Below are 18,597 nucleotides of genomic sequence, written 5' to 3' on the forward strand. Positions count from 1 at the left end.
GTTCCCTTGCGTTTATCAAGGGAATTTTGTTTATTTAGCAATCCCATCAATCCAGTCAAACAATTCAGCTAAATCATAATCGCCCGCATGGCCCACGCCCCAAGGTAAAGCGTAGTCGACATTTTTGCCTGACATGCGCAATTTCACCGCAAGCATGGCGGAAATGGCATGGGAGGTGTCGTAGTCCTCGGCGCCGACACGAATACGCCAATGTGGCGCGGCCTTGCTGTTATCGGTGTAGTTCATGGCGTTGAGTAATTTGATGTTTTCGGCATCCGCCATACCACCGTTGACGGTGCTGTGTTTTAAACTGTATGGCGTAAAGTGTAAGGCTTGCACGGTGGCGGTGCCAAATTCATCATTTTCGCCAGAACTTAAATCTAATGCGTCAAAGGCTGGCGGGGATTTCATGCGTTTTTTGTTGGTGACAAATTCGGCTAGATTCACCGTACTGACGTTTTCATTGCTATAGCTTAGGCCTTTATATTTGGCCATAAAGGCTTTTTTCTCTTCTTCGGTTAAGCCTGTTAACGCCTGATTAGCGGATTGTACTAAGGCATTTTCGACGTAATGACGGAATGTGCCGTTGCCCGCTTTATCTAAGGTTAATGCTTGGCCGTCGCTATCTTTTAGTTGCAAGCTGTTAAGATAATCGGGGAATTGCGCTTTTAATTGATCGGAAATGTTAATTTGATCTGCGGTTAATTCGCCCTCAACCACCGCTTGTTTCATGGAGCGGTCATTAAAACTTTTGGCGTCCAATTTGCTCATGTCCATACGGCTATACTGATGTAATCCGTTGAATTCCCATTCATAGGCGGCATCCGCATGTTCTAAATTGGTAATTGGGCAATAGGCGGATACCGCAAAGATGGCATCACTGGCATTGACGGCACCTATTTCTTTTAATAAGCGGTTGTAATCTGCACTGTCGCCACTGGCACCGAGTAATGCAGACATGGCACCACCGGCACTGGTGCCGTTTGAGATGATTTTATTGGCATCACCTGGCATATTGGCGTCGTTGGCGTGTAAATAACGTACTGCAGATTTCAAATCTACAATCACAGTTGGGGCTTTGCCCGTATAGGTGTCGCCTTGTTTGAGCGTGCGTCCACGAGCACCGACGCTTGCCACCACATAACCACGTTCAAGGGCTTGTAAAATCGTGCTGGTTTTGCCACCGTGACCGGCTTGGCTTGCTGCGGCTGCCATGGCAGGCATGTAACCACCAATAGCATTAGGTAAGAATATCGGGGCGGTTTTGGCATTGTAGCCATTAATGTCTTTGCCTTGATAATATTCTTCTGGCACATAGAAATTTAAGGTTTGGTAGTCTGGTTCCACAGGATTGGCCACATACACAATTTTTTCGTAGGCACGGTAAATAATGTCTTTACCATTCACGGTGGCGGTTGCCGTGGTGTAATGGGTGCCGTCGAATTCAAGGTTGTAACCCTTGTCGGTTTTATTGGCATAAGGTAAATCGGCCAATGGATTTTTTTGTGCCGGTGGCGCCGCAAAAACTTGCGTGGCTAAACTGCCAGCGACTAAACTGCCGGCGAAAAGTGCGGTGCTAATTTTTGATAATTTCATGATGTTCTCCGAGTAGAAAAAAGACGTAAAATGTTGTCGTTTTCGACCGCACTTTACGCCTCGAGTTCAATTTAGTTTAGGCTTTTCGCCACGTGGTACCATTTGCCCCATCTTCCAACACCACGCCCATGGCGGTTAAAGCATTGCGGGCGGCGTCTGCGGTAGGCCAATCTTTGGCGGCACGGGCATCATTGCGTTGTTTGATTAAGGCTTCAATTTTAGTCACTTCATCATCCGCATTATCGCCTTGTAAAAAGAGGGCAGGATCCTGTTGTAATAATCCTAATACGCCGGCCAGTTGTTTTAATCGGCTCGCCAGTTGATTCGCTTGCGCCAGATTTTCGGTTTTTAATTTATTGATTTCACGGGCTAATTCAAATAAGACGGCCAAGGCACCGGGGGTATTAAAGTCATCATTCATTGCCTCTTTAAACGCAACAACATACGGATCTTCGGTTTCCAAGCTGAGATCGGTTTCACAGCCACGTAAGGCCGTATAAAGCCGCTCTAAGGCTTTTCGTGCCAAGCCAATATTTTCTTCGCTGTAATCTAAAAGACTACGATATTGCGCCGTTAAGAAAAAATAACGTACACTTTCGCTGTCGTATTTGCTTAAAATATCTCGAATAGTGAAGAAGTTATTGAGGGATTTTGACATTTTTTCTTCGTTAATTGTCAACATGCCCGTATGTAGCCAATAATTCACATAGTCGCCATCATGGGCGCAGCAAGATTGCGCAATTTCATTTTCATGGTGTGGGAACATTAAATCCGAACCGCCCCCGTGAATATCAAAATGATGACCCAATTCTTTGCTGTTCATGGCGGAGCATTCAATATGCCAACCGGGGCGACCTTTCCCCCAAGGACTGTCCCAACTTGGCTCGTTGGGTTTCGACATTTTCCATAACACAAAATCCATAGGATTACGTTTTACGGACTTAATTTCCACTCTGGCGCCGGCTTGTAATTGTTCCAAATTTTGGCGAGATAAACGCCCGTATTGCTGAAAACTTTCCACATCAAACATCACGTCACCATCTTCCGCCACATAAGCATGTTGGCGTTCAATCAGACTTTGCACCATGGCAATAATTTCGCTGATATGTTGCGTGGCTCGAGGCTCAATATCAGGGCGTAAAATGTTTAACGCATCAAAATCTTGGTGCATTTCCTTGATCATGCGAGCGACTAATTCATCACAAGTTTCATTATTTTCTAAGGCACGTTTAATGATTTTGTCGTCGACATCAGTGATGTTGCGCACATAACGGACATCATAGCCCAAATAGCGTAAATAACGCACAATCACATCAAAGGACACAAAGGTACGACCGTGTCCAAAATGGCATAGATCGTAAACCGTCACGCCACACACATACATGCCGATTTTATTCGGATTGATGGGTTTAAATTGTTCTTTTTCTCGAGTGAGGGTGTTGAAAATTTTTAACATATTATTTCCTATATACTCTCCCAAGGGGAGAGGGGACTTATTTTTAGGTTAAGCATAGCACTAGACGGCATTTTATGGAATAATGCTCCAGCAAAATATTTACTTAACAAGGAAAACACAATGATTACATTACATACTAATTTCGGCGACATTAAAATTGCGTTAAATTTTGAAAAAGCACCGATCACGGCCAAAAACTTTGAAGATTACTGCAAATCTGGTTTCTATAATAACACAATTTTCCACCGTGTGATTGATGGTTTTATGATTCAAGGCGGTGGCATGGAAAGCGGTTTACGTGAAAAAGCCACCAATGCGCCGATTAAAAATGAAGCCAATAACCGTTTAAGCAATAAACGTGGCACCTTGGCTATGGCACGTACTAGCGATCCGCATTCCGCCAGTTCACAATTTTTTATTAACGTGGCGGATAATACGTTCTTAGATTACCGTTCAAAAGAAATGTTTGGCAAAGAAGTGGTGCAAGAATGGGGTTATGCGGTATTTGGTGAAGTGGTTGAGGGCATGGACGTGGTGGATAAAATCAAAGGCGTCAAAACGGGCAATGCAGGTTTTCACCAAGATGTTCCGAAAGAAGATGTGGTGATTACGTCGGTGACCGTAGAATAAGGTAGATAGGGCGGAGCAATGTATCCGCCCGTTATTTTGGGGATTTTGTAAACGATGTTTTTTGACACCCACGCTCACCTTGATTATTTGCAGCAAGACACCGGCGAAACATTGTCGCAGTTGGTGCAGAATGCGCAACAGGCGGGCGTGCAAAAAATGCTGATGGTGGCGGTATCGCAACAGAATTTCGAAACTCTTGAAAAAATTACCGCACTTTTCCCCGATAACCTTTATTATGGTTTAGGGCTACATCCCTTATATATTCAACAACATCAGCGTGCCGATTTAGATTTATTACATCAGCAACTTCGTCAACCAGCCAAAAACTTAACGGCCGTGGCGGAAATTGGGTTAGAGCGAGCCGTGCCAGAATTAATTGAGGATCCCTTATGGCGTAAGCAATGCGATTTTTTAGAGGCGCAATTACAGCTGGCTAAACAATATCAGTTACCCGTGAATTTACACAGTCGCAAAGCACATGATCAACTTTTCCCGTTTTTGAAACGTATTCAACTGCCAAAGTGCGGGGTGATTCATGGCTTTGCGGGCAGTTATACACAAGCCAAGCGCTTTGTGGATCTCGGTTATAAAATCGGTGTGGGCGGTACGATTACCTATGCACGCGCTAATAAAACTCGCCAAACGATTGCCAAATTGCCCCTTGATGCCTTGTTGTTAGAAACCGACAGCCCTGATATGCCCGTGTTTGGGTATCAAGGCCAACCGAATCGACCGGAGCGAGTAGTACAAGTGTTCGAACAGCTCTGTCAACTTCGCCCAGAATCGCCAAGGGTGATTCAACAACAGATTTGGCAAAATTCAGTGGCTTTGTTTGGTCAGATTTAGAAAAACAAAAAGTCAGGTGATTGCCTGACCTTGTCATTGCATAAAACTGCGGTTATTTTTTAGCTGGTTCTTGAGCGGGTTGCGCTTGTGCTTGTTTTGATGCGATTATTTTATAAAGTTTCTCACGAATCTGTTGTAGTTCTTGGGAAGAGGCGGTTAAATGTTGATAAATGTTACTTAATTTTTGTTTTTCTTCCTCGTTGGGTTGTTTACCTTGAATTAAATAAGCAAAAGATTCGTTCACAAAATAGAGGGATAAGAGCAGATTCTCTTTCGCTTTATCTTTTAATAAATTGACAGTTTCATCTTTAATATCCAATTTATCCGAATCGGCCAACACTTTTTGCACCAGTTCGTTTAATTGTGTTAAGGCATCCTGAATTTTCGCCACATCTTTGGCTTCCGTCGCCACTTTTAACTGGTCTTGTGGCGTTTTTAAAAATTCAATTTGTTGCGCGTCCCAAGCTAAGAGTTTTTTCACATCATCAATATTTTGCTCGCTTACCGTTAAGGTCACTTGCTTGTTTTGCGGCGCTGATTGTTGTGTCGTTTGTTGTGGTTGAGTCGCTTGTGGGGCTTTTTCTGCCGGTTTGTCACAAGCAGTGAAACATAACGCAAATAATGATACTGCACTGATTTTGGTCAATTTGTTCATTTAATATAATCCTAATTAAAAAGTAAAAATCACCTTACACTCTGAATTTGGGTAAGGCGTGCTATTCCGTCCTCACTAAGGCAATGATTTAAGAAATTGGTTCACATTGGTTACCTGTTTGATTGTTTTTTATTCGATTTTGGCGATATTTTCCAATCGTAAGCGTAAATCTTCCGCCGTTTGACAGGTTTTAATCTGCTCAAACACAACACTTGCCTCGGCATATTCTTTGTTTAGATAGTGTAGCCATTGCTTAATGCGGGCAACATGATAAAACCCCGAATCATGTTGATTTTCTATGTTGGCATATTTTTGCAACAGGGACAGAATGGAAGACCAACTTGATTTTGCTTGGTTATACTTTAACACATAGCTGAGGTTCGGAATCGTTAATGCGCCACGCCCAATCATGACATCTTGACAACCCGTCATGGTCAGACAACGTTGCGCATCTTGATAATGCCAAATTTCACCATTGGCAATCACAGGAATACGCAATTTTGCCCGAACTTCACCGATTTTTTGCCAATTAATCCGATCGGCACGGTAGCCATCCGCTTTGGTGCGGCCATGAATGGTGATTTCCGTGGCGCCCCCTTGTTGCACTGCCTCTGCAATTTCTAGGGCTTGTGAAATATCGTCCCAACCTAACCGCACTTTGACGCTCACAGGCAAATGGCATGGTACAGCTTGGCGTAAGGCGAGCGTCGCTTGATAAATTAATTCCGGATTTTTCAGCAAACTGGCACCGCCATGGCTACCATTAACGGTTTTTGATGGGCAACCACAATTTAAATCAATACCATGGGAGCCTAATTCTATGGCCCGATTGGCATTTTCGGCTAACCATTGCGGGTGTTGACCGAGTAATTGCACCCGCACGGGTGTGCCTGATGGCGTATATCCCTGATGAGACAATTCGGGGGCAAGACGATAAAATACCTTGCTAGGTAATAACTGATCAACAACCCGCACAAATTCAGAAATGCACAGATCATACTCATTGATTTCAGTGAGTAATTGGCGTACAAAAGGATCCAGTACGCCTTGCATGGGGGCGAGAATAATGCGCAAAGAAATAATGTCCTACTCTGTATTGGAAGGTGTTGAATCTTCATCAAAATATGCCATTAATTTAGACATCCTTTTTTCTAAATTTTTAATTCGGCATGCTCGTTTTAAATATTTGTCTTGGAACGTGTCACTGCTTAAATCATAATTTTCTTGAGAAAGCCATTTCAGCACGTTCTTTAAAAAAGTATAGTTTTTTAGAATGTTATTAATGGCTTTTTGATGAGAGTTACAATGGTGCGCTTTCCAAATTGGTTCGTGATGAAACAACCTATTTCTCAAATCTAACACTCGTTGAAAATTATCAAAGATAGCTTTAACAGACATTTTGAGTTTGGGATTTAAGGGACTGTATGCGTAGGGAAATACATTACTTTGTATATCAGGGGACCAAATGTAACAATCTAATGACGTATTTCTATAATCTGCATCAAGCATATATACCCAGAAACCGAGAGTGAGTCGGCTAATTACATCATTTCGGCTCGCATTTTGGGGTAATGTACTTGTAGCTTGTCGTACTAATTTTTTAGAGGTATCAGATTGAGGAATAAATAGATACCAATCAGGGCCGTAAAGTTGGATGAGTTCTCTATCAAGCGCATTTCTCATAGAAATTTCAATTAATTGAATAATGGGTAGAAAATAGCTTGATAGTTCTTGATAGGCAAAATAGGCACTTAACTTTTCCGCACCTGTTTTGCAATTTAAGTATTTTTCGTAATAAGTTAATCTTGGTTCCGAAATTAATTCAAGTAGATTTTGTTGTTTTTTATTTATCATAGTTGTATAATCAAACACATCAAGGAGCAAGCGAACTTAATATAAATGGGTTTTCTTGTGTACCTTTAGAATGTAAAACGGCCACACATTGATTGTGTGGCTTTTTTATTACTTCCAGCCTTTCGCCTTACAAATCAAATCGTAAGCGGCTTGAATTTGTTGCGCTTTTTCTTTGGCCATTTCAAGCATTTCTTTAGGTAACCCTTTTGACACCAATTTATCGGGGTGATTTTCGTTCATTAAACGGCGATAGGCACGTTTAATGGTTTGTTGATCGTCAGAGGCGCTGACCCCAAGCACTTTATAGGCATCTTCCACTGTTGGGCCAGATTGATAGCCGTAATTTCCTCGTTGGTAACTGCTTTGTTGCTGATAGCCACCCTGATATTGTTGTTGCTGTTGTTGATATTGCTGATAGGCTTGTTGATAGAAACCACCATTGGAGAACTGGCGACGGGCCAATTCCATCATTATCATTTGCTCAAACTGCATGGAGGATAAGCCCAGTTCTTCCGCTACAATACGCAATACTTCTTTTTCATTTTGGTGTAATTCGTCGTCAGCGAAAGCGGTTTGCACTTGAATGCTGAGGAACATCCGCAAGAGATCCGCCCGTTGGCCACAACCTAAGCGAAATTCACGGATCACCTGACGTAATGGAAAATCAGCTTCTTTACCTCGATTAAAGGCTTGTTGAGCCAGTTTGCGGTTGGCCTCATCAAGTTGTAATTGCCCCATCACGTTGGTGGCTAACTGAATATCTTCTTGCGTGACTTGGCCTTTGGATTTGCTTAAATGGCCCATCACCGCAAAGGTGGTTTGCATAAATAAGGCTTGGCGAGTGATTTTCTTACCAAAAAAGGATGAACTCACGGTGCCTAATTCATATAATTTTTTCTCTGCCCAATGGCCTACCACGGCACCGGCAATCCCGCCGAACACGCCAGCTAATCTATAACCAATCAAAAAACCTAACAGTTTACCGATAAAATTCATTGTGATATGTTTTCCTTAATAAAGCGTACCAAAAGTGCGGTGATTTTTTGATTAGATGGTGATTCCTGGCAAAAATTCAACCGCACTTTATGATTTTTTTATTCAAACCAAATCAAACTGGCCATTCGTCCTGTTTGACCGTCACGGCGATAAGAGAAAAAATCCTCCGCTTGCCGATACGTACAATGTTCACCGCCATAAATGTGCGTGATACCTAATTTCTGTAAGCGTTGTGTGGCTAATTGATACAGATTGCCATAATATTTCCCATTGTTCACGGGATCAGGAGTAAACGCTGATAGGGCATTAGGATCCAGTGCCACAAATTGATCTACCACTTCTTGCCCCACCTGAAAGGCGGTTGGGCCAATGGCGGGGGCGAACCAAGCCATCATCTCCGTTGGCGACGCTTGAAAATAGCTGATTGTTTGTTCCAAAATCCCGTCACATAAGCCTCGCCAACCCGCATGGGCGGCGGCCACTTCGTCACCTTGTCGGGTGCAAAATAACACGGGCAAACAATCTGCGGTCATGACTAAGCATACTTGATTTTTTTCTCGGGTATATACCGCATCCGCTTTGGTATCGTCACCCGCATAAGGCAACTGAATCACCCTTGTGCTATGGGTTTGCGTTAAAAACAGCGGAAACTGCGGCAAGCCTAACTGTTCGGTTAATAAAAGTCGATTATTTTGCACCGCAGTTTTATCGTCTCCCACATGATCGCCGAGATTAAAGCTGTCATAAGGTGGTAAACTCACACCGCCTTGACGAGTGGTGCTAAAGACTTTCACGCCATGAGGTGTGTCCCAATTTGGCGAAAGTGCGGTGATTTTTGGTGAGATTTTTTGCGCCATGATTAATAATCCAATTCGTCTTTATGCAACTGATAATCCGCTTTCAGGGCGTTGATCAATTCCACAAAATCCTCTGGCAACGGTGCGTGCCATTCCATGGTTTCACGGGTGATCGGATGTTCTAAGCGTAACATCACCGCATGCAAGGCTTGACGCTGAAAATGGCGCAATACCGTACTAAATGCTTCCGTGGCATTTTTCGGTGGACGTGGACGACCGCCATAGGTTTGATCGCCTAATAACGGGTGAGCAATATGCGCCATATGCACCCGAATTTGATGGGTGCGACCGGTTTCTAAGCGCAAGCGTAAACGGGTGTAATTGCGAAAATGCTCCATAATCCGATAATGGGTCACCGCCGGTTTGCCCATGGGGTGAACGGCCATTAACGTGCGTTTGGTGGCATGGCGAGCCATAGGTTGATCCACCTTTCCCCCTTTGGTCATCACCCCAAAGGCCACCGCCTCATATTCTCGGGTAATTTTACGTTTCTGTAAATCCCGTACCAACTGAGTTTGGGCGGGAATGGTTTTGGCCACTACCATAAGCCCTGTGGTATCTTTATCCAAACGGTGAACAATGCCTGCCCGTGGCACTTCAGCAATAGCTGGATAATGATAGAGTAGAGCATTTAACACCGTACCATTTGGATTGCCCGCCCCAGGATGAACCACAAAATCTTTTGGTTTATTGATCACCAAAATATCATCATCTTCATACACAATATCCAACGGCAAATTTTCTGGCGTATAATGGGTTTCATCTTCCACTTCTACACAAATTTCAACTTGCTCACCGCCTAACAACTTATGTCGTGGCACATTGAATAACTGACCATTGACACGCACTAAATCGGCCTCAATCCAAGTTTTTAAACGTGAACGTGAATAATCGGGGAACAATTCCGCCAAGGTTTGGTCTAAACGTTGTCCCATTTGCTCAGGCTGCACTTCTGCCGAGAGCGTAATTTGTTTGGTATTTTGTGCCATAAAGAATAAAATTCCGTGAATTATTTTGTAATGTCAGATAGAATATGACGGAGATAACAGATATTGTACCTTAAGATGACATTTTTACATAGAAAAGGATTAATAGGCTATGCGTAAATTAAAATCGCTCACACTTATTGCATTAACGGCGTTAGCCATTTCAGCCTGTTCCAGTAACAAAGCAGTGGAACAAGCCTCCGAACAAGAGTTATTTAACATCGCACAAACCTATACGCAAGAGGGGAGCTATACTGATGCTATTCGTTATTTTGACGCTTTAGACACCCGTTTCCCCGGTAGCACTTATAGCGAACAAGCGAAACTCAATATTATTTATGCCGCCTATAAAACCCAAGATTACACCAAAGCCATCACTACCGCTGACAGTTTCTTGCGTACATTCCCAAACAGCCAACATGTGGATTACGCCTTGTATATGGTGGGTTTAACCAACACCTCCATGGGCGATAACTTTATGCAAGATTTCTTTGGCATCGACCGTGCCACCCGTGAAAGCACCTCCATGAAAACGGCTTTTAGTAATTTCCAAACCTTGGTCACGCATTTCCCAAACAGCCCATATACACCAGATGCCTTAGCGCGTATGGCCTATATTAAAGACCATCTCGCTCGCCACGAATTAGAAATTGCCCGATTCTACACCGAACGCAAGGCTTGGGTGGCCGTGGCCAACCGTGTAACGGGCATGTTGAAAACCTATCCAGATACCCAATCTACCTTAGAGGCCTTGCCATTAATGCAAAACGCCTATCACGAATTGGGATTAACACAGCTTGAACAACAAGCCGCAACATTGGTGAAAGCCAATGAAGGCAAACAAATTCAACAAGCGAAAAAACCAGATGAACCGTTTTTGAGTATTCCATCTTGGATGAAGTTTTGGGATAAGAAAGATGACACTGGCGTATCCGCGCAATAAATCATTAGCTTGAAGGAAAAAGCGGAACCATAGTAGTGAATGGTTCCGCTTTTTGTTTGTTAGAAAGTGCGGTGAAAAAAGTGGTATTTTCAGCAATAAGCCCTAATTCATGAGCTTTTTGATTTCATCAACAGCTAAACCCACCATTTCAGAAATAATTTGGTGGAGGTAAACGGGATCGAACCGATGACCTCTTGCATGCCATGCAAGCGCTCTCCCAACTGAGCTATACCCCCGAAAGTGACGATATAATAAATTCCGCCACGCTGAATGTCAATAGGAAATTTCGCTTATTTTTGAATAAATTCAACTGCTTTAGCGATTCTGGCTAAAGTGCGGTCTTTTCCTACAAGTTTTGCTGTAATATCCATCGATGGCGATTGGCCAGAACCCGTCACAGCCAAACGGAATGGCATGCCGACCTTACCCATACCGATTTCTAATTCCGCAGCGGTATCATTCATGGCTTGATGAATATTTTCCACCGTCCAGTCAGTCTCAGAAAGTGCGGTCAATTTTTCGGCTAATTTTTGTAATGGTACAACGGCCTCTGGTTTAAAGTTTTTCGTTGCGGCTTTTTCATCATAGCTATCAAACTCTTCATAGAAATAACGGCTTTGAGTCGCTAATTCTTTCAAGGTTTTCGCACGTTCACCTAACACAGGAATAATCTCTTCCAATGGCACACCATTTTCATAATCAATGCCTTGATCTTGCATATGCCATGCTAAATGTTTCGCCACATAGCTTGGATCTAAGGTACGAATATAATGCTGATTCAACCATTGCAATTTTTCCGTATTGAACGCACTGGCCGATTTGCTGACAGAATGAATGTCAAACAGCGAAATCATTTCATCTCGTGAAAAAATTTCTTGATCGCCATGTCCCCAACCCAAACGTACCAAATAGTTGATCAAAGCCTCAGGCAAATAACCGTCATCACGGTATTGCATCACACTCACGGCACCGTGGCGTTTTGAGAGTTTCTGACCGTCATCACCATTAATCATGGAAACATGTGCATAGGTCGGCACAGGAGCATTTAACGCTTTTAAAATATTGATTTGACGTGGCGTATTATTAATGTGATCTTCACCACGCACGACATGGGTAATGCCCATGTCCCAGTCATCTACTACTACACAGAAGTTGTAAGTCGGTGAGCCATCAGTACGGCGAATAATCAGATCGTCTAATTCACTGTTGCTAATTTCAATACGACCACGCACGGCGTCATCAAATACCACAGAACCCTCTTGTGGATTTTTAAAACGAATCACATGGGGTTCATCTGGAGAATGGCTATGATCATGTAAACAATGACGATCATATTTGGCTTTTTCTTTATTTTGTTCTTGTTGATGACGTAATTCATCTAAACGTTCTTTAGAACAATAACAACGGTATGCGGTGCCTTCTTCTAACATTTGATCAATCACTTGATTGTAACGGTCAAAACGTTTGGTTTGGAAATAAGGGCCATGATCCCAAGCTAAATTTAACCATGCCATGCCCTCTAAAATCGCTTGTGTTGCCTCTGGCGTTGAACGCTCTAAATCGGTATCTTCAATACGTAATACAAACTCACCTTGATGATGTTTGGCATATAACCAAGAATACAACGCCGTTCTTGCTCCTCCAACATGTAAATAACCAGTTGGACTCGGTGCAAAACGGGTACGCACGTTCACATTGGGATCTAAAGGAAATAAATTGTCGATTTTCATGAGTTACCTTTCTTATTCTTATTTAATTTGTGGGCTATTGTACCTTCTTTTCGGATTTAGCTTAACTGAATTTTGCATTTTATGGCTATTTTTACGGCAATTAAACCATTTTTTGCAGAAATAGATTGACTGAAATTCAAGAATACTTATAATGCACTCCACAACGCAATTAGCGGTGCAAGGGCGATTAGCTCAGTTGGGAGAGCACCTCCCTTACAAGGAGGGGGTCACTGGTTCGAGACCGGTATCGCCCACCACTTTTCAACGATGTAATATTGATAAGTTTCTTGCAACGTTTATGTGTTTTCCCTTGTTTAAGTGGGCGATTAGCTCAGTTGGGAGAGCACCTCCCTTACAAGGAGGGGGTCACTGGTTCGAGACCGGTATCGCCCACCACTTAAACAATCTACAAACAGGCTTTTATAGCTGTTATCGTAGGGCGATTAGCTCAGTTGGGAGAGCACCTCCCTTACAAGGAGGGGGTCACTGGTTCGAGACCGGTATCGCCCACCACTTTGATTATATTTTAGATAAGATTGAGTAAAATAGAGTGTCATTTCTAAACCTTGAAACGCTTATCGTTACGCTTTATTTGGTATTTTTTTATTTACTAGGTTTTGCCTTATTTCATCGTGAAATCATGATAAAAATGTTTGTAACAAAAGAAGTACGAGAAAGTCAGCAATATGCACCGCACTTTAAACGATTACGTATACTCGGTATGCGATTTGATGCTAAATATATTGCGATTATTTTATCTCTCCCTTTTCTTATCGGTTCATTATTCAGCTTTATTAATACTCACCTCTCTGTCAATGCTTGGATCTTGTCGGGCTATATTTTTATTATTTCTTTTATTTTTATCAGCATTCTCATTGGGAATTATTTTTACTTTAAAACCTATCAAAATTACTATGATATTTTCATGTTCGGCCTAAAAGAAGATGATACGCAAGCCGTACTGAAAAATATCTATGAAGATTATCCCGTGATAAAAATGTTGTTTTTATGCCTGATTTTAGCCTATCTTCCAGCTAGTTTTAGTTATTATGCGACCCAAAATCAAGTTTTCTCTTTTTCAGACAGCATTTTTATACTCATTTTAGTTTACTTCATGACTTTTCTCGGTATTGCATTCTTAGCTCGTGGCACGATTCGTTCTTTACCCTTAGGGAAATCTCATGTCCAAATTTCCACATTGGCGATTTTAAATAAAATGGTACCTAATGGGATTGTGGCAATGGAATGGGCATTTAAAGATAGAAAAAGAGAAATCACATTTGAACCCGTGGATTTGGAAACAGGGCGTGCTTTAATGCAAGTCGCATTACAGAAAGATTCCTTGCTCGATAGCGTTCCACCATCAGATTATCTCGCTAAGACTCGTCCAAATGTGGTGCTAGCTTTGATGGAAAGTTTTGCCATGAATTGTTTGGTATTAGACGATCCCATTCATAATGATTTACTCGGAAAACTCCGTCCATTTTACGAGAACAGTTTCACGTTCAAACGTTTTTTATCTTCATCCAGTGGCACGGCGCCAAGTTTGGCTTATCTTTATTTTAATAGCCCGATACAAAATATTAGCCAATCCATTGCACAAAAAACACCATTAGCTCATACGCCATTTTTAGCTTATAAAAAACAAGGCTACAAAACTATTTTTATTACCTCTGGTAACATTATGTGGCGTAATTTGAGCAATTATCTCCCTTTACAGGGTGTAGATGAGATCTACGATCAAAGCCATATTATTGACGTTTTCCCTGAGGCTCGTAAGACCTTATCTTACTGGGGAATTGCGGATGAATTTGCTTTCGCCTTAGCTGAAAAATGTTTATTGGAAAATGATGAACCCGTATTTATTAACATTTTAACCATTACCAATCATCCGCCCTATCAAGTGCCGAATCATTATCAAACCTTACCGATTCAACCCAATTTGTTGGAAAAGAGATTTGGTAAAAATCATGAAGAACGCAGCAATATGCTCAGTACATTTCAGTATGCCAGCAATGCGTTAGGGCAATTTATGCAAAATATTACCCAAAGTGCGGTAAAAAATAAGACGATTTTAGCCGCAACAGGTGATCACCATGTGAGATCCTTGAGCGCAAACTTGCCTGAACAATATTTCATTGCCCATGCGGTTCCTTTTATCTTGCATATTCCAGATGAAATACAACAAAATCTGAACATTACCTTTGATCCTAAACGAATAGGATCACATAAAGATATTATGCCAACCCTTTATGCGGTGAGCTTATCCGATATAGAATACTGGAATTTGGGCGGGCAAAACCTGTTAGCGCCATCCGTGAATGATCATTATAATTTTGCTTATAATGAACAAATATGGGCGGATAATCATGGCGTGATTTGCCATTCAGATAATCTCACCAAATATACTTGGAAAGATGATATGTTAGTGGCAGATGAAACTCACTTATCTACGACAGAAGAAACCAATAAAATTAATGCCTACAAAAAATTATTATTTTGGCAAATCAATTTTCAAGTAAAAGGTTCAAATTAACCCGATAACAATAACGAGAATTTTATGAACAAAAACACCTTTATTGTCGGCTTTATGCTTTTTGCTATCTTTTTTGGTGCTGGCAATTTAATTTTTCCGCCTAAATTGGGCCTAGAAAGTGGCGAGCACATGTGGCTAGGTGCCTTTGGGTTTATCGTCACCGGTGTTGGATTACCGCTATTAGGCATTATGGTTAGTGCGTTTTACCCTGGTGGTTACAGCAAAGCACTAAAAAAAATTAATCCATGGTTTTCCTTACTTTTTTTGAGTGCAATTTATCTGAGTATTGGGCCGTTTTTAGCCATACCTCGTACGGCGGCGACTTCTTTTGAAATTGCGGTACAGCCCTTTTTACAATGTGATACCCAAATTCCACAATTTATTTTCACCGCACTTTATTTTATTTTATCCCTTTGGCTAGCCTTAAGTCCCTCTAAAATGGTTGAGCGAGTGGGTTCTATTCTAACGCCAGCACTGCTGATCTCCATTGCGGCATTAGTGATTAAAGCGATTTTCGCCCTATCAAGTGTGGATTACGTCCCTAGCACAATTCATGAACCCTCCTTTTTTAAAGGCTTTGTTTCGGGTTATCTCACTATGGATGCTTTAGCCTCTATTGCCTTTTCCATGATTGTGATTTCCGCCATTCAGTCAAAAGGCGTCACACAAAAACAACTGACCCAACAAACCATTTTTGCTGGCCTGATTGCCGCCGCTGCATTAGCATTTATTTATCTCTCGTTAGCTTGGATTGGCAGTAAATCACATTTGAGTGAGCAAGCCTTGGCTTATATTCAAGAAAGAAATCTGGATATGGGTACCTATTTGCTGAACAATATTGCTCAACAAACCTTTGGTGAACTAGGGCGTATTATTTTAGGCCTTATCGTGACCTTGGCCTGTTTAACCACGGCGATTGGCTTAATTGTGTCGGTCAGTGAATATTTTTATGAAATTTATCATAAAATTTCCTACAAAATTTATGCCTTATTTTTCACGGTGATTAGCTTTATTATTGCCAATCAAGGCTTGAATACGGTGTTAAGTAAATCGGTACCAGTGTTATTGGTGTTATATCCCATTGCGATCACGGTGATTTTGCTTATGGCAATCCATATTTTCATCAAACTGCCTATGCTTGCTCAACGCTGTTCCATTGGTTTGGTATCAATTATTTCATTCTGTTCTGTGTTAGGTGTGAGCTTTACGGAACAATTACCGCTTAAAGCCTATTCTATGGAATGGGTGATTTTCTCGGTGATTGGTTTGGGTATGGGTTATCTACTGCATGCGGTATTAAAAAAGTCCGAGAACGAAAAAGTGCGGTAATTTTCACCGCACTTTCATCATGTTATCGTTTATTCGACCCTTCGGGGTGTAATCCAATGCCTTGGTGGCGTTCTTTTAGTTTGTCCATCACATTCGCCCAATTTAAGTTGGCGTCTTGTAATAATACGCTAAGATGATAAAGCAGATCCGCAGTTTCAGAAACCACTTCATCCGGATCTTTCGCCATGGCTGCTAAGGCCGTTTCTACCCCTTCTTCACCGACTTTTTGCGCAATCTTCTTTGTTCCTTTCGCATACAGTTTAGCGGTATAAGAACTGTCCGGATCGGCGTTTTTGCGTGATTGAATCAGATTTTCTAATTTGCTGAAAAACACCCAATCGGGCAAGGTTTGTAATTCACTAAAACAGCTTTCGGTGCCTTTATGGCAAGTGGGGCCAATCGGATTGACTAAAATTAATAAGGTATCCTGATCGCAATCCAACGCCATGTCCACCACATGCAAAAAATGCCCCGATGTTTCGCCCTTTGTCCACAAACGCTGTTTTGTGCGAGAATAAAAGGTCACTTTCTTTTCCGCCCGCGTTTTATTTAAGGCTTCGGCATTCATATAGCCGAGCATTAACACTTCGCAAGTTTGCGCATGTTGCACAATCACAGGGAGCAGATTGTCGACTTTTTGCCAGTTGATTTGTTGGATATTGATCATCTTCTCACTTCCACCTGTTGTGTGGCTAAATAGGTTTTTAACTCACCAATATTAATCACTTGCTTATGAAACACACTCGCCGCCAAGGCGCCGTCAACATTGGCGTCCACAAAAGCGTCCCGAAAATGCACCATTTCGCCTGCACCGCCTGATGCGATTAATGGCACATGACAAACCTCACGCACTTTTTTTAATTGCACCAAATCATAGCCATTACGCACGCCGTCTTGGTTCATCATATTCAACACGATTTCGCCCGCACCCCGTCGTTGCACTTCAGCGACCCAGTCCAATAATTGCCAGTGGGTTTGACGAGTACGCTGTTCATCACCGGTATATTGGTTCACCCAATATTTCCCCGTTTCTTGTTCAAACCAACTATCAATGCCTACCACAATGGCTTGCACGCCGAAACGTTGAGAAAGTGCGGTGATTAATTCGGGATTTTCCAACGCAGGCGAATTAATTGAAATTTTATCCGCCCCAAAGGCGAAAAGCTGTTCTGCGTCGGCAATGGTTTTAATGCCACCGGCCACGCAAAAGGGAATATCAATCACTTTGGCGACACGTTCCACCCAGCTTTTATCCACGGTGCGACCGTCTGATGAGGCGGTAATATCATAAAAGACCAATTCGTCCGCCCCTTCTTCGGCATAACGTTTTGCCAGTGGCACAATGTCGCCAATCAGTTCATGGTGGCGAAATTGCACGCCTTTCACCACTTGACCGTCTTTGACGTCTAAACAAGGAATTATCCGTTTTGCCAACATGCAATCGCCTCAGCTACATTAAATTTACCCTCTAATAAGGCACGTCCCACAATCACGCCCGCTACGCCAGTGCCTTTTAAGGCTTGAATATCCGACAATGCGCCAATACCGCCCGAAGATTGAAAATGGATTGCGGGGTATTTGGCACAAATTTCATGATATAAATCCACATTAGACCCCGCTAAGGTGCCATCTCGGGAAATATCGGTACATAAAACATGTTGCAAACCCACGGATTGATAATCTTCAATTAAGGCTTCCAACGACACCCCGCTAGCTTCTTGCCAACCACTGATGGCAATGATTTTATTGCCGTTTTCATCAATATTGACATCTAACGCCAAGACAAATTTTTCTGCCCCATATTTTTCAAACCAACCTTTTACAAGGTCTGCATTTTTCACCGCGGTTGAACCGATCACGACCCGATTTGCCCCCACGGCGAATAAATCCGCCACATCTTGTTCGCTGCGAATACCGCCACCCACTTGAATGTGACATTGCGTGGTTTCAATAATGTGACCAATGAGCTTGGTTTGACGTTTGGCCGGATCTTTCGCACCGGTTAAATCCACCAAATGCAACTGTTCCGCCCCTTGTGCTAAATAATGCGCAAATTGCGCAATGGGATCGTCACAATAGGTCGTTTGTTTGGCATAATCCCCTTGATGTAAGCGTACGACTTGGCCGTCAATCAGGTCAAGTGCGGGGATAATGATGGATTTTTTCATGGCGTCGTCCTAAAC

At 42.3% G+C, this 18,597-nt stretch carries 17 protein-coding genes and 4 tRNA genes; 8 read left to right on the top strand and 13 right to left on the bottom strand.

All coding sequences use genetic code 11. The features are described 5' to 3' along the window. Positions 1-30: 30 nt before the first annotated feature. Together ACTG7X_RS00120 and cysS are read right to left on the bottom strand one after the other, a co-directional pair. Positions 31-1,596: a subtype B tannase gene (locus ACTG7X_RS00120; RefSeq protein ID WP_439256552.1), complete on the bottom strand. Its 1,566-nt coding sequence runs from the start codon at positions 1,594-1,596 to the stop codon at positions 31-33. A 76-nt stretch (positions 1,597-1,672) separates the two neighbouring features. Then, entirely contained in the window at positions 1,673-3,052 is a 1,380-nt protein-coding gene (cysS, locus tag ACTG7X_RS00125; protein ID WP_439256553.1) for a cysteine--tRNA ligase, read from the bottom strand. A 120-nt stretch (positions 3,053-3,172) separates the two neighbouring features. Between cysS and ACTG7X_RS00130 the strand changes: the two genes are divergently transcribed. Next, on the top strand, positions 3,173-3,682 hold the full coding sequence (locus ACTG7X_RS00130; protein ID WP_439256554.1) for a peptidylprolyl isomerase: 510 nt from the start codon (positions 3,173-3,175) through the stop codon (positions 3,680-3,682). Between the two features lie 54 nt (positions 3,683-3,736). Further along, positions 3,737-4,528, top strand: coding sequence for a TatD family hydrolase (locus ACTG7X_RS00135; RefSeq protein ID WP_439256555.1), 792 nt, complete (start codon positions 3,737-3,739; stop codon positions 4,526-4,528). Between the two features lie 52 nt (positions 4,529-4,580). Here the strand turns inward: ACTG7X_RS00135 and ACTG7X_RS00140 are convergent, their stop codons facing one another. The 6 genes from ACTG7X_RS00140 to rluD all read right to left on the bottom strand — a co-directional run bounded on the left by ACTG7X_RS00140 (position 4,581) and on the right by rluD (position 9,879). Next, a complete protein-coding gene (locus ACTG7X_RS00140; protein WP_439256556.1) occupies positions 4,581-5,183 on the bottom strand; it encodes a hypothetical protein in 603 nt (200 codons plus the stop codon). A gap of 129 nt (positions 5,184-5,312) precedes the next feature. Beyond that, positions 5,313-6,257 (bottom strand): tRNA dihydrouridine(16) synthase DusC, encoded by a 945-nt coding sequence (gene dusC / locus ACTG7X_RS00145; RefSeq protein ID WP_439256557.1) that lies wholly within the window; start codon positions 6,255-6,257, stop codon positions 5,313-5,315. Positions 6,258-6,269: 12 nt separating this feature from the next. After that, positions 6,270-7,037, bottom strand: a complete 768-nt coding sequence (locus ACTG7X_RS00150; protein ID WP_439256558.1) for a hypothetical protein — start codon at positions 7,035-7,037, stop codon at positions 6,270-6,272. A 108-nt stretch (positions 7,038-7,145) separates the two neighbouring features. Beyond that, positions 7,146-8,033 (bottom strand): co-chaperone DjlA, encoded by an 888-nt coding sequence (djlA, locus tag ACTG7X_RS00155; RefSeq protein ID WP_439256559.1) that lies wholly within the window; start codon positions 8,031-8,033, stop codon positions 7,146-7,148. Between the two features lie 98 nt (positions 8,034-8,131). Further along, positions 8,132-8,866, bottom strand: a complete 735-nt coding sequence (gene pgeF / locus ACTG7X_RS00160) for a peptidoglycan editing factor PgeF (protein WP_439256860.1) — start codon at positions 8,864-8,866, stop codon at positions 8,132-8,134. Positions 8,867-8,892: 26 nt separating this feature from the next. After that, entirely contained in the window at positions 8,893-9,879 is a 987-nt protein-coding gene (gene rluD / locus ACTG7X_RS00165; RefSeq protein WP_439256560.1) for a 23S rRNA pseudouridine(1911/1915/1917) synthase RluD, read from the bottom strand. A 109-nt stretch (positions 9,880-9,988) separates the two neighbouring features. Between rluD and ACTG7X_RS00170 the strand changes: the two genes are divergently transcribed. Then, complete coding sequence (locus ACTG7X_RS00170; RefSeq protein ID WP_439256561.1) at positions 9,989-10,819, top strand: outer membrane protein assembly factor BamD; 831 nt, start codon at positions 9,989-9,991, stop codon at positions 10,817-10,819. A gap of 160 nt (positions 10,820-10,979) precedes the next feature. Here the strand turns inward: ACTG7X_RS00170 and ACTG7X_RS00175 are convergent. Both ACTG7X_RS00175 and gltX read right to left on the bottom strand, forming a co-directional pair. After that, positions 10,980-11,055, bottom strand: a tRNA-Ala gene (locus tag ACTG7X_RS00175). 54 nt (positions 11,056-11,109) lie between these two features. After that, positions 11,110-12,549 carry a glutamate--tRNA ligase gene (gltX, locus tag ACTG7X_RS00180; protein ID WP_439256562.1) on the bottom strand — a complete coding sequence of 480 codons (1,440 nt, stop codon included), beginning with the start codon at positions 12,547-12,549 and terminating at the stop codon, positions 11,110-11,112. Positions 12,550-12,730: 181 nt separating this feature from the next. Here gltX and ACTG7X_RS00185 point away from each other — a divergent pair. The 5 genes from ACTG7X_RS00185 (at position 12,731) to brnQ (ending at position 16,414) form a co-directional block, all read left to right on the top strand. After that, a tRNA-Val gene (locus ACTG7X_RS00185) sits at positions 12,731-12,806 on the top strand. A 63-nt stretch (positions 12,807-12,869) separates the two neighbouring features. Then, positions 12,870-12,945 (top strand) — tRNA-Val (locus tag ACTG7X_RS00190). A gap of 41 nt (positions 12,946-12,986) precedes the next feature. After that, positions 12,987-13,062: transfer RNA gene (locus tag ACTG7X_RS00195), tRNA-Val, on the top strand. Positions 13,063-13,198: 136 nt separating this feature from the next. Continuing rightward, complete coding sequence (locus ACTG7X_RS00200) at positions 13,199-15,085, top strand: LTA synthase family protein (RefSeq protein ID WP_439256563.1); 1,887 nt, start codon at positions 13,199-13,201, stop codon at positions 15,083-15,085. 24 nt (positions 15,086-15,109) lie between these two features. Beyond that, positions 15,110-16,414: a branched-chain amino acid transport system II carrier protein gene (brnQ, locus tag ACTG7X_RS00205; RefSeq protein WP_439256564.1), complete on the top strand. Its 1,305-nt coding sequence runs from the start codon at positions 15,110-15,112 to the stop codon at positions 16,412-16,414. A 22-nt stretch (positions 16,415-16,436) separates the two neighbouring features. Here brnQ and hisIE read toward each other — a convergent pair whose 3' ends face one another. Genes hisIE through hisA form a run of 3 tightly spaced genes read right to left on the bottom strand, consistent with a single transcriptional unit; the run spans position 16,437 to position 18,582 of the window. Then, positions 16,437-17,081 carry a bifunctional phosphoribosyl-AMP cyclohydrolase/phosphoribosyl-ATP diphosphatase HisIE gene (hisIE, locus tag ACTG7X_RS00210; RefSeq protein ID WP_439256565.1) on the bottom strand — a complete coding sequence of 215 codons (645 nt, stop codon included), beginning with the start codon at positions 17,079-17,081 and terminating at the stop codon, positions 16,437-16,439. Then, positions 17,078-17,851, bottom strand: a complete 774-nt coding sequence (hisF, locus tag ACTG7X_RS00215) for an imidazole glycerol phosphate synthase subunit HisF (protein ID WP_439256566.1) — start codon at positions 17,849-17,851, stop codon at positions 17,078-17,080. Before hisF ends, hisIE begins: the two co-directional genes overlap by 4 nt. Then, positions 17,833-18,582: a 1-(5-phosphoribosyl)-5-[(5-phosphoribosylamino)methylideneamino]imidazole-4-carboxamide isomerase gene (gene hisA / locus ACTG7X_RS00220; RefSeq protein WP_439256567.1), complete on the bottom strand. Its 750-nt coding sequence runs from the start codon at positions 18,580-18,582 to the stop codon at positions 17,833-17,835. The genes hisF and hisA overlap by 19 nt, the downstream gene beginning before the upstream one ends. Positions 18,583-18,597 lie beyond the last annotated feature (15 nt).

This window comes from Lonepinella sp. BR2271 (genome assembly GCF_051851515.1).
Taxonomy (GTDB): Bacteria; Pseudomonadota; Gammaproteobacteria; order Enterobacterales; family Pasteurellaceae; genus Lonepinella.

Excerpts from the sequence above, each read along its gene's own strand:
- ACTG7X_RS00200 (WP_439256563.1), top strand. The coding sequence starts at position 13,199 with ATGTTTGTAACAAAAGAAGTACGAGAAAGTCAGCAATATGCACCGCAC.
- hisIE (WP_439256565.1), bottom strand. The coding sequence starts at position 17,081 with ATGATCAATATCCAACAAATCAACTGGCAAAAAGTCGACAATCTGCTC.
- hisA (WP_439256567.1), bottom strand. The coding sequence starts at position 18,582 with ATGAAAAAATCCATCATTATCCCCGCACTTGACCTGATTGACGGCCAA.
- ACTG7X_RS00120 (WP_439256552.1), bottom strand. The coding sequence starts at position 1,596 with ATGAAATTATCAAAAATTAGCACCGCACTTTTCGCCGGCAGTTTAGTC.
- djlA (WP_439256559.1), bottom strand. The coding sequence starts at position 8,033 with ATGAATTTTATCGGTAAACTGTTAGGTTTTTTGATTGGTTATAGATTA.
- ACTG7X_RS00130 (WP_439256554.1), top strand. The coding sequence starts at position 3,173 with ATGATTACATTACATACTAATTTCGGCGACATTAAAATTGCGTTAAAT.
- ACTG7X_RS00170 (WP_439256561.1), top strand. The coding sequence starts at position 9,989 with ATGCGTAAATTAAAATCGCTCACACTTATTGCATTAACGGCGTTAGCC.
- ACTG7X_RS00140 (WP_439256556.1), bottom strand. The coding sequence starts at position 5,183 with ATGAACAAATTGACCAAAATCAGTGCAGTATCATTATTTGCGTTATGT.
- brnQ (WP_439256564.1), top strand. The coding sequence starts at position 15,110 with ATGAACAAAAACACCTTTATTGTCGGCTTTATGCTTTTTGCTATCTTT.
- ACTG7X_RS00135 (WP_439256555.1), top strand. The coding sequence starts at position 3,737 with ATGTTTTTTGACACCCACGCTCACCTTGATTATTTGCAGCAAGACACC.
- ACTG7X_RS00150 (WP_439256558.1), bottom strand. The coding sequence starts at position 7,037 with ATGATAAATAAAAAACAACAAAATCTACTTGAATTAATTTCGGAACCA.
- hisF (WP_439256566.1), bottom strand. The coding sequence starts at position 17,851 with ATGTTGGCAAAACGGATAATTCCTTGTTTAGACGTCAAAGACGGTCAA.
- gltX (WP_439256562.1), bottom strand. The coding sequence starts at position 12,549 with ATGAAAATCGACAATTTATTTCCTTTAGATCCCAATGTGAACGTGCGT.
- rluD (WP_439256560.1), bottom strand. The coding sequence starts at position 9,879 with ATGGCACAAAATACCAAACAAATTACGCTCTCGGCAGAAGTGCAGCCT.
- cysS (WP_439256553.1), bottom strand. The coding sequence starts at position 3,052 with ATGTTAAAAATTTTCAACACCCTCACTCGAGAAAAAGAACAATTTAAA.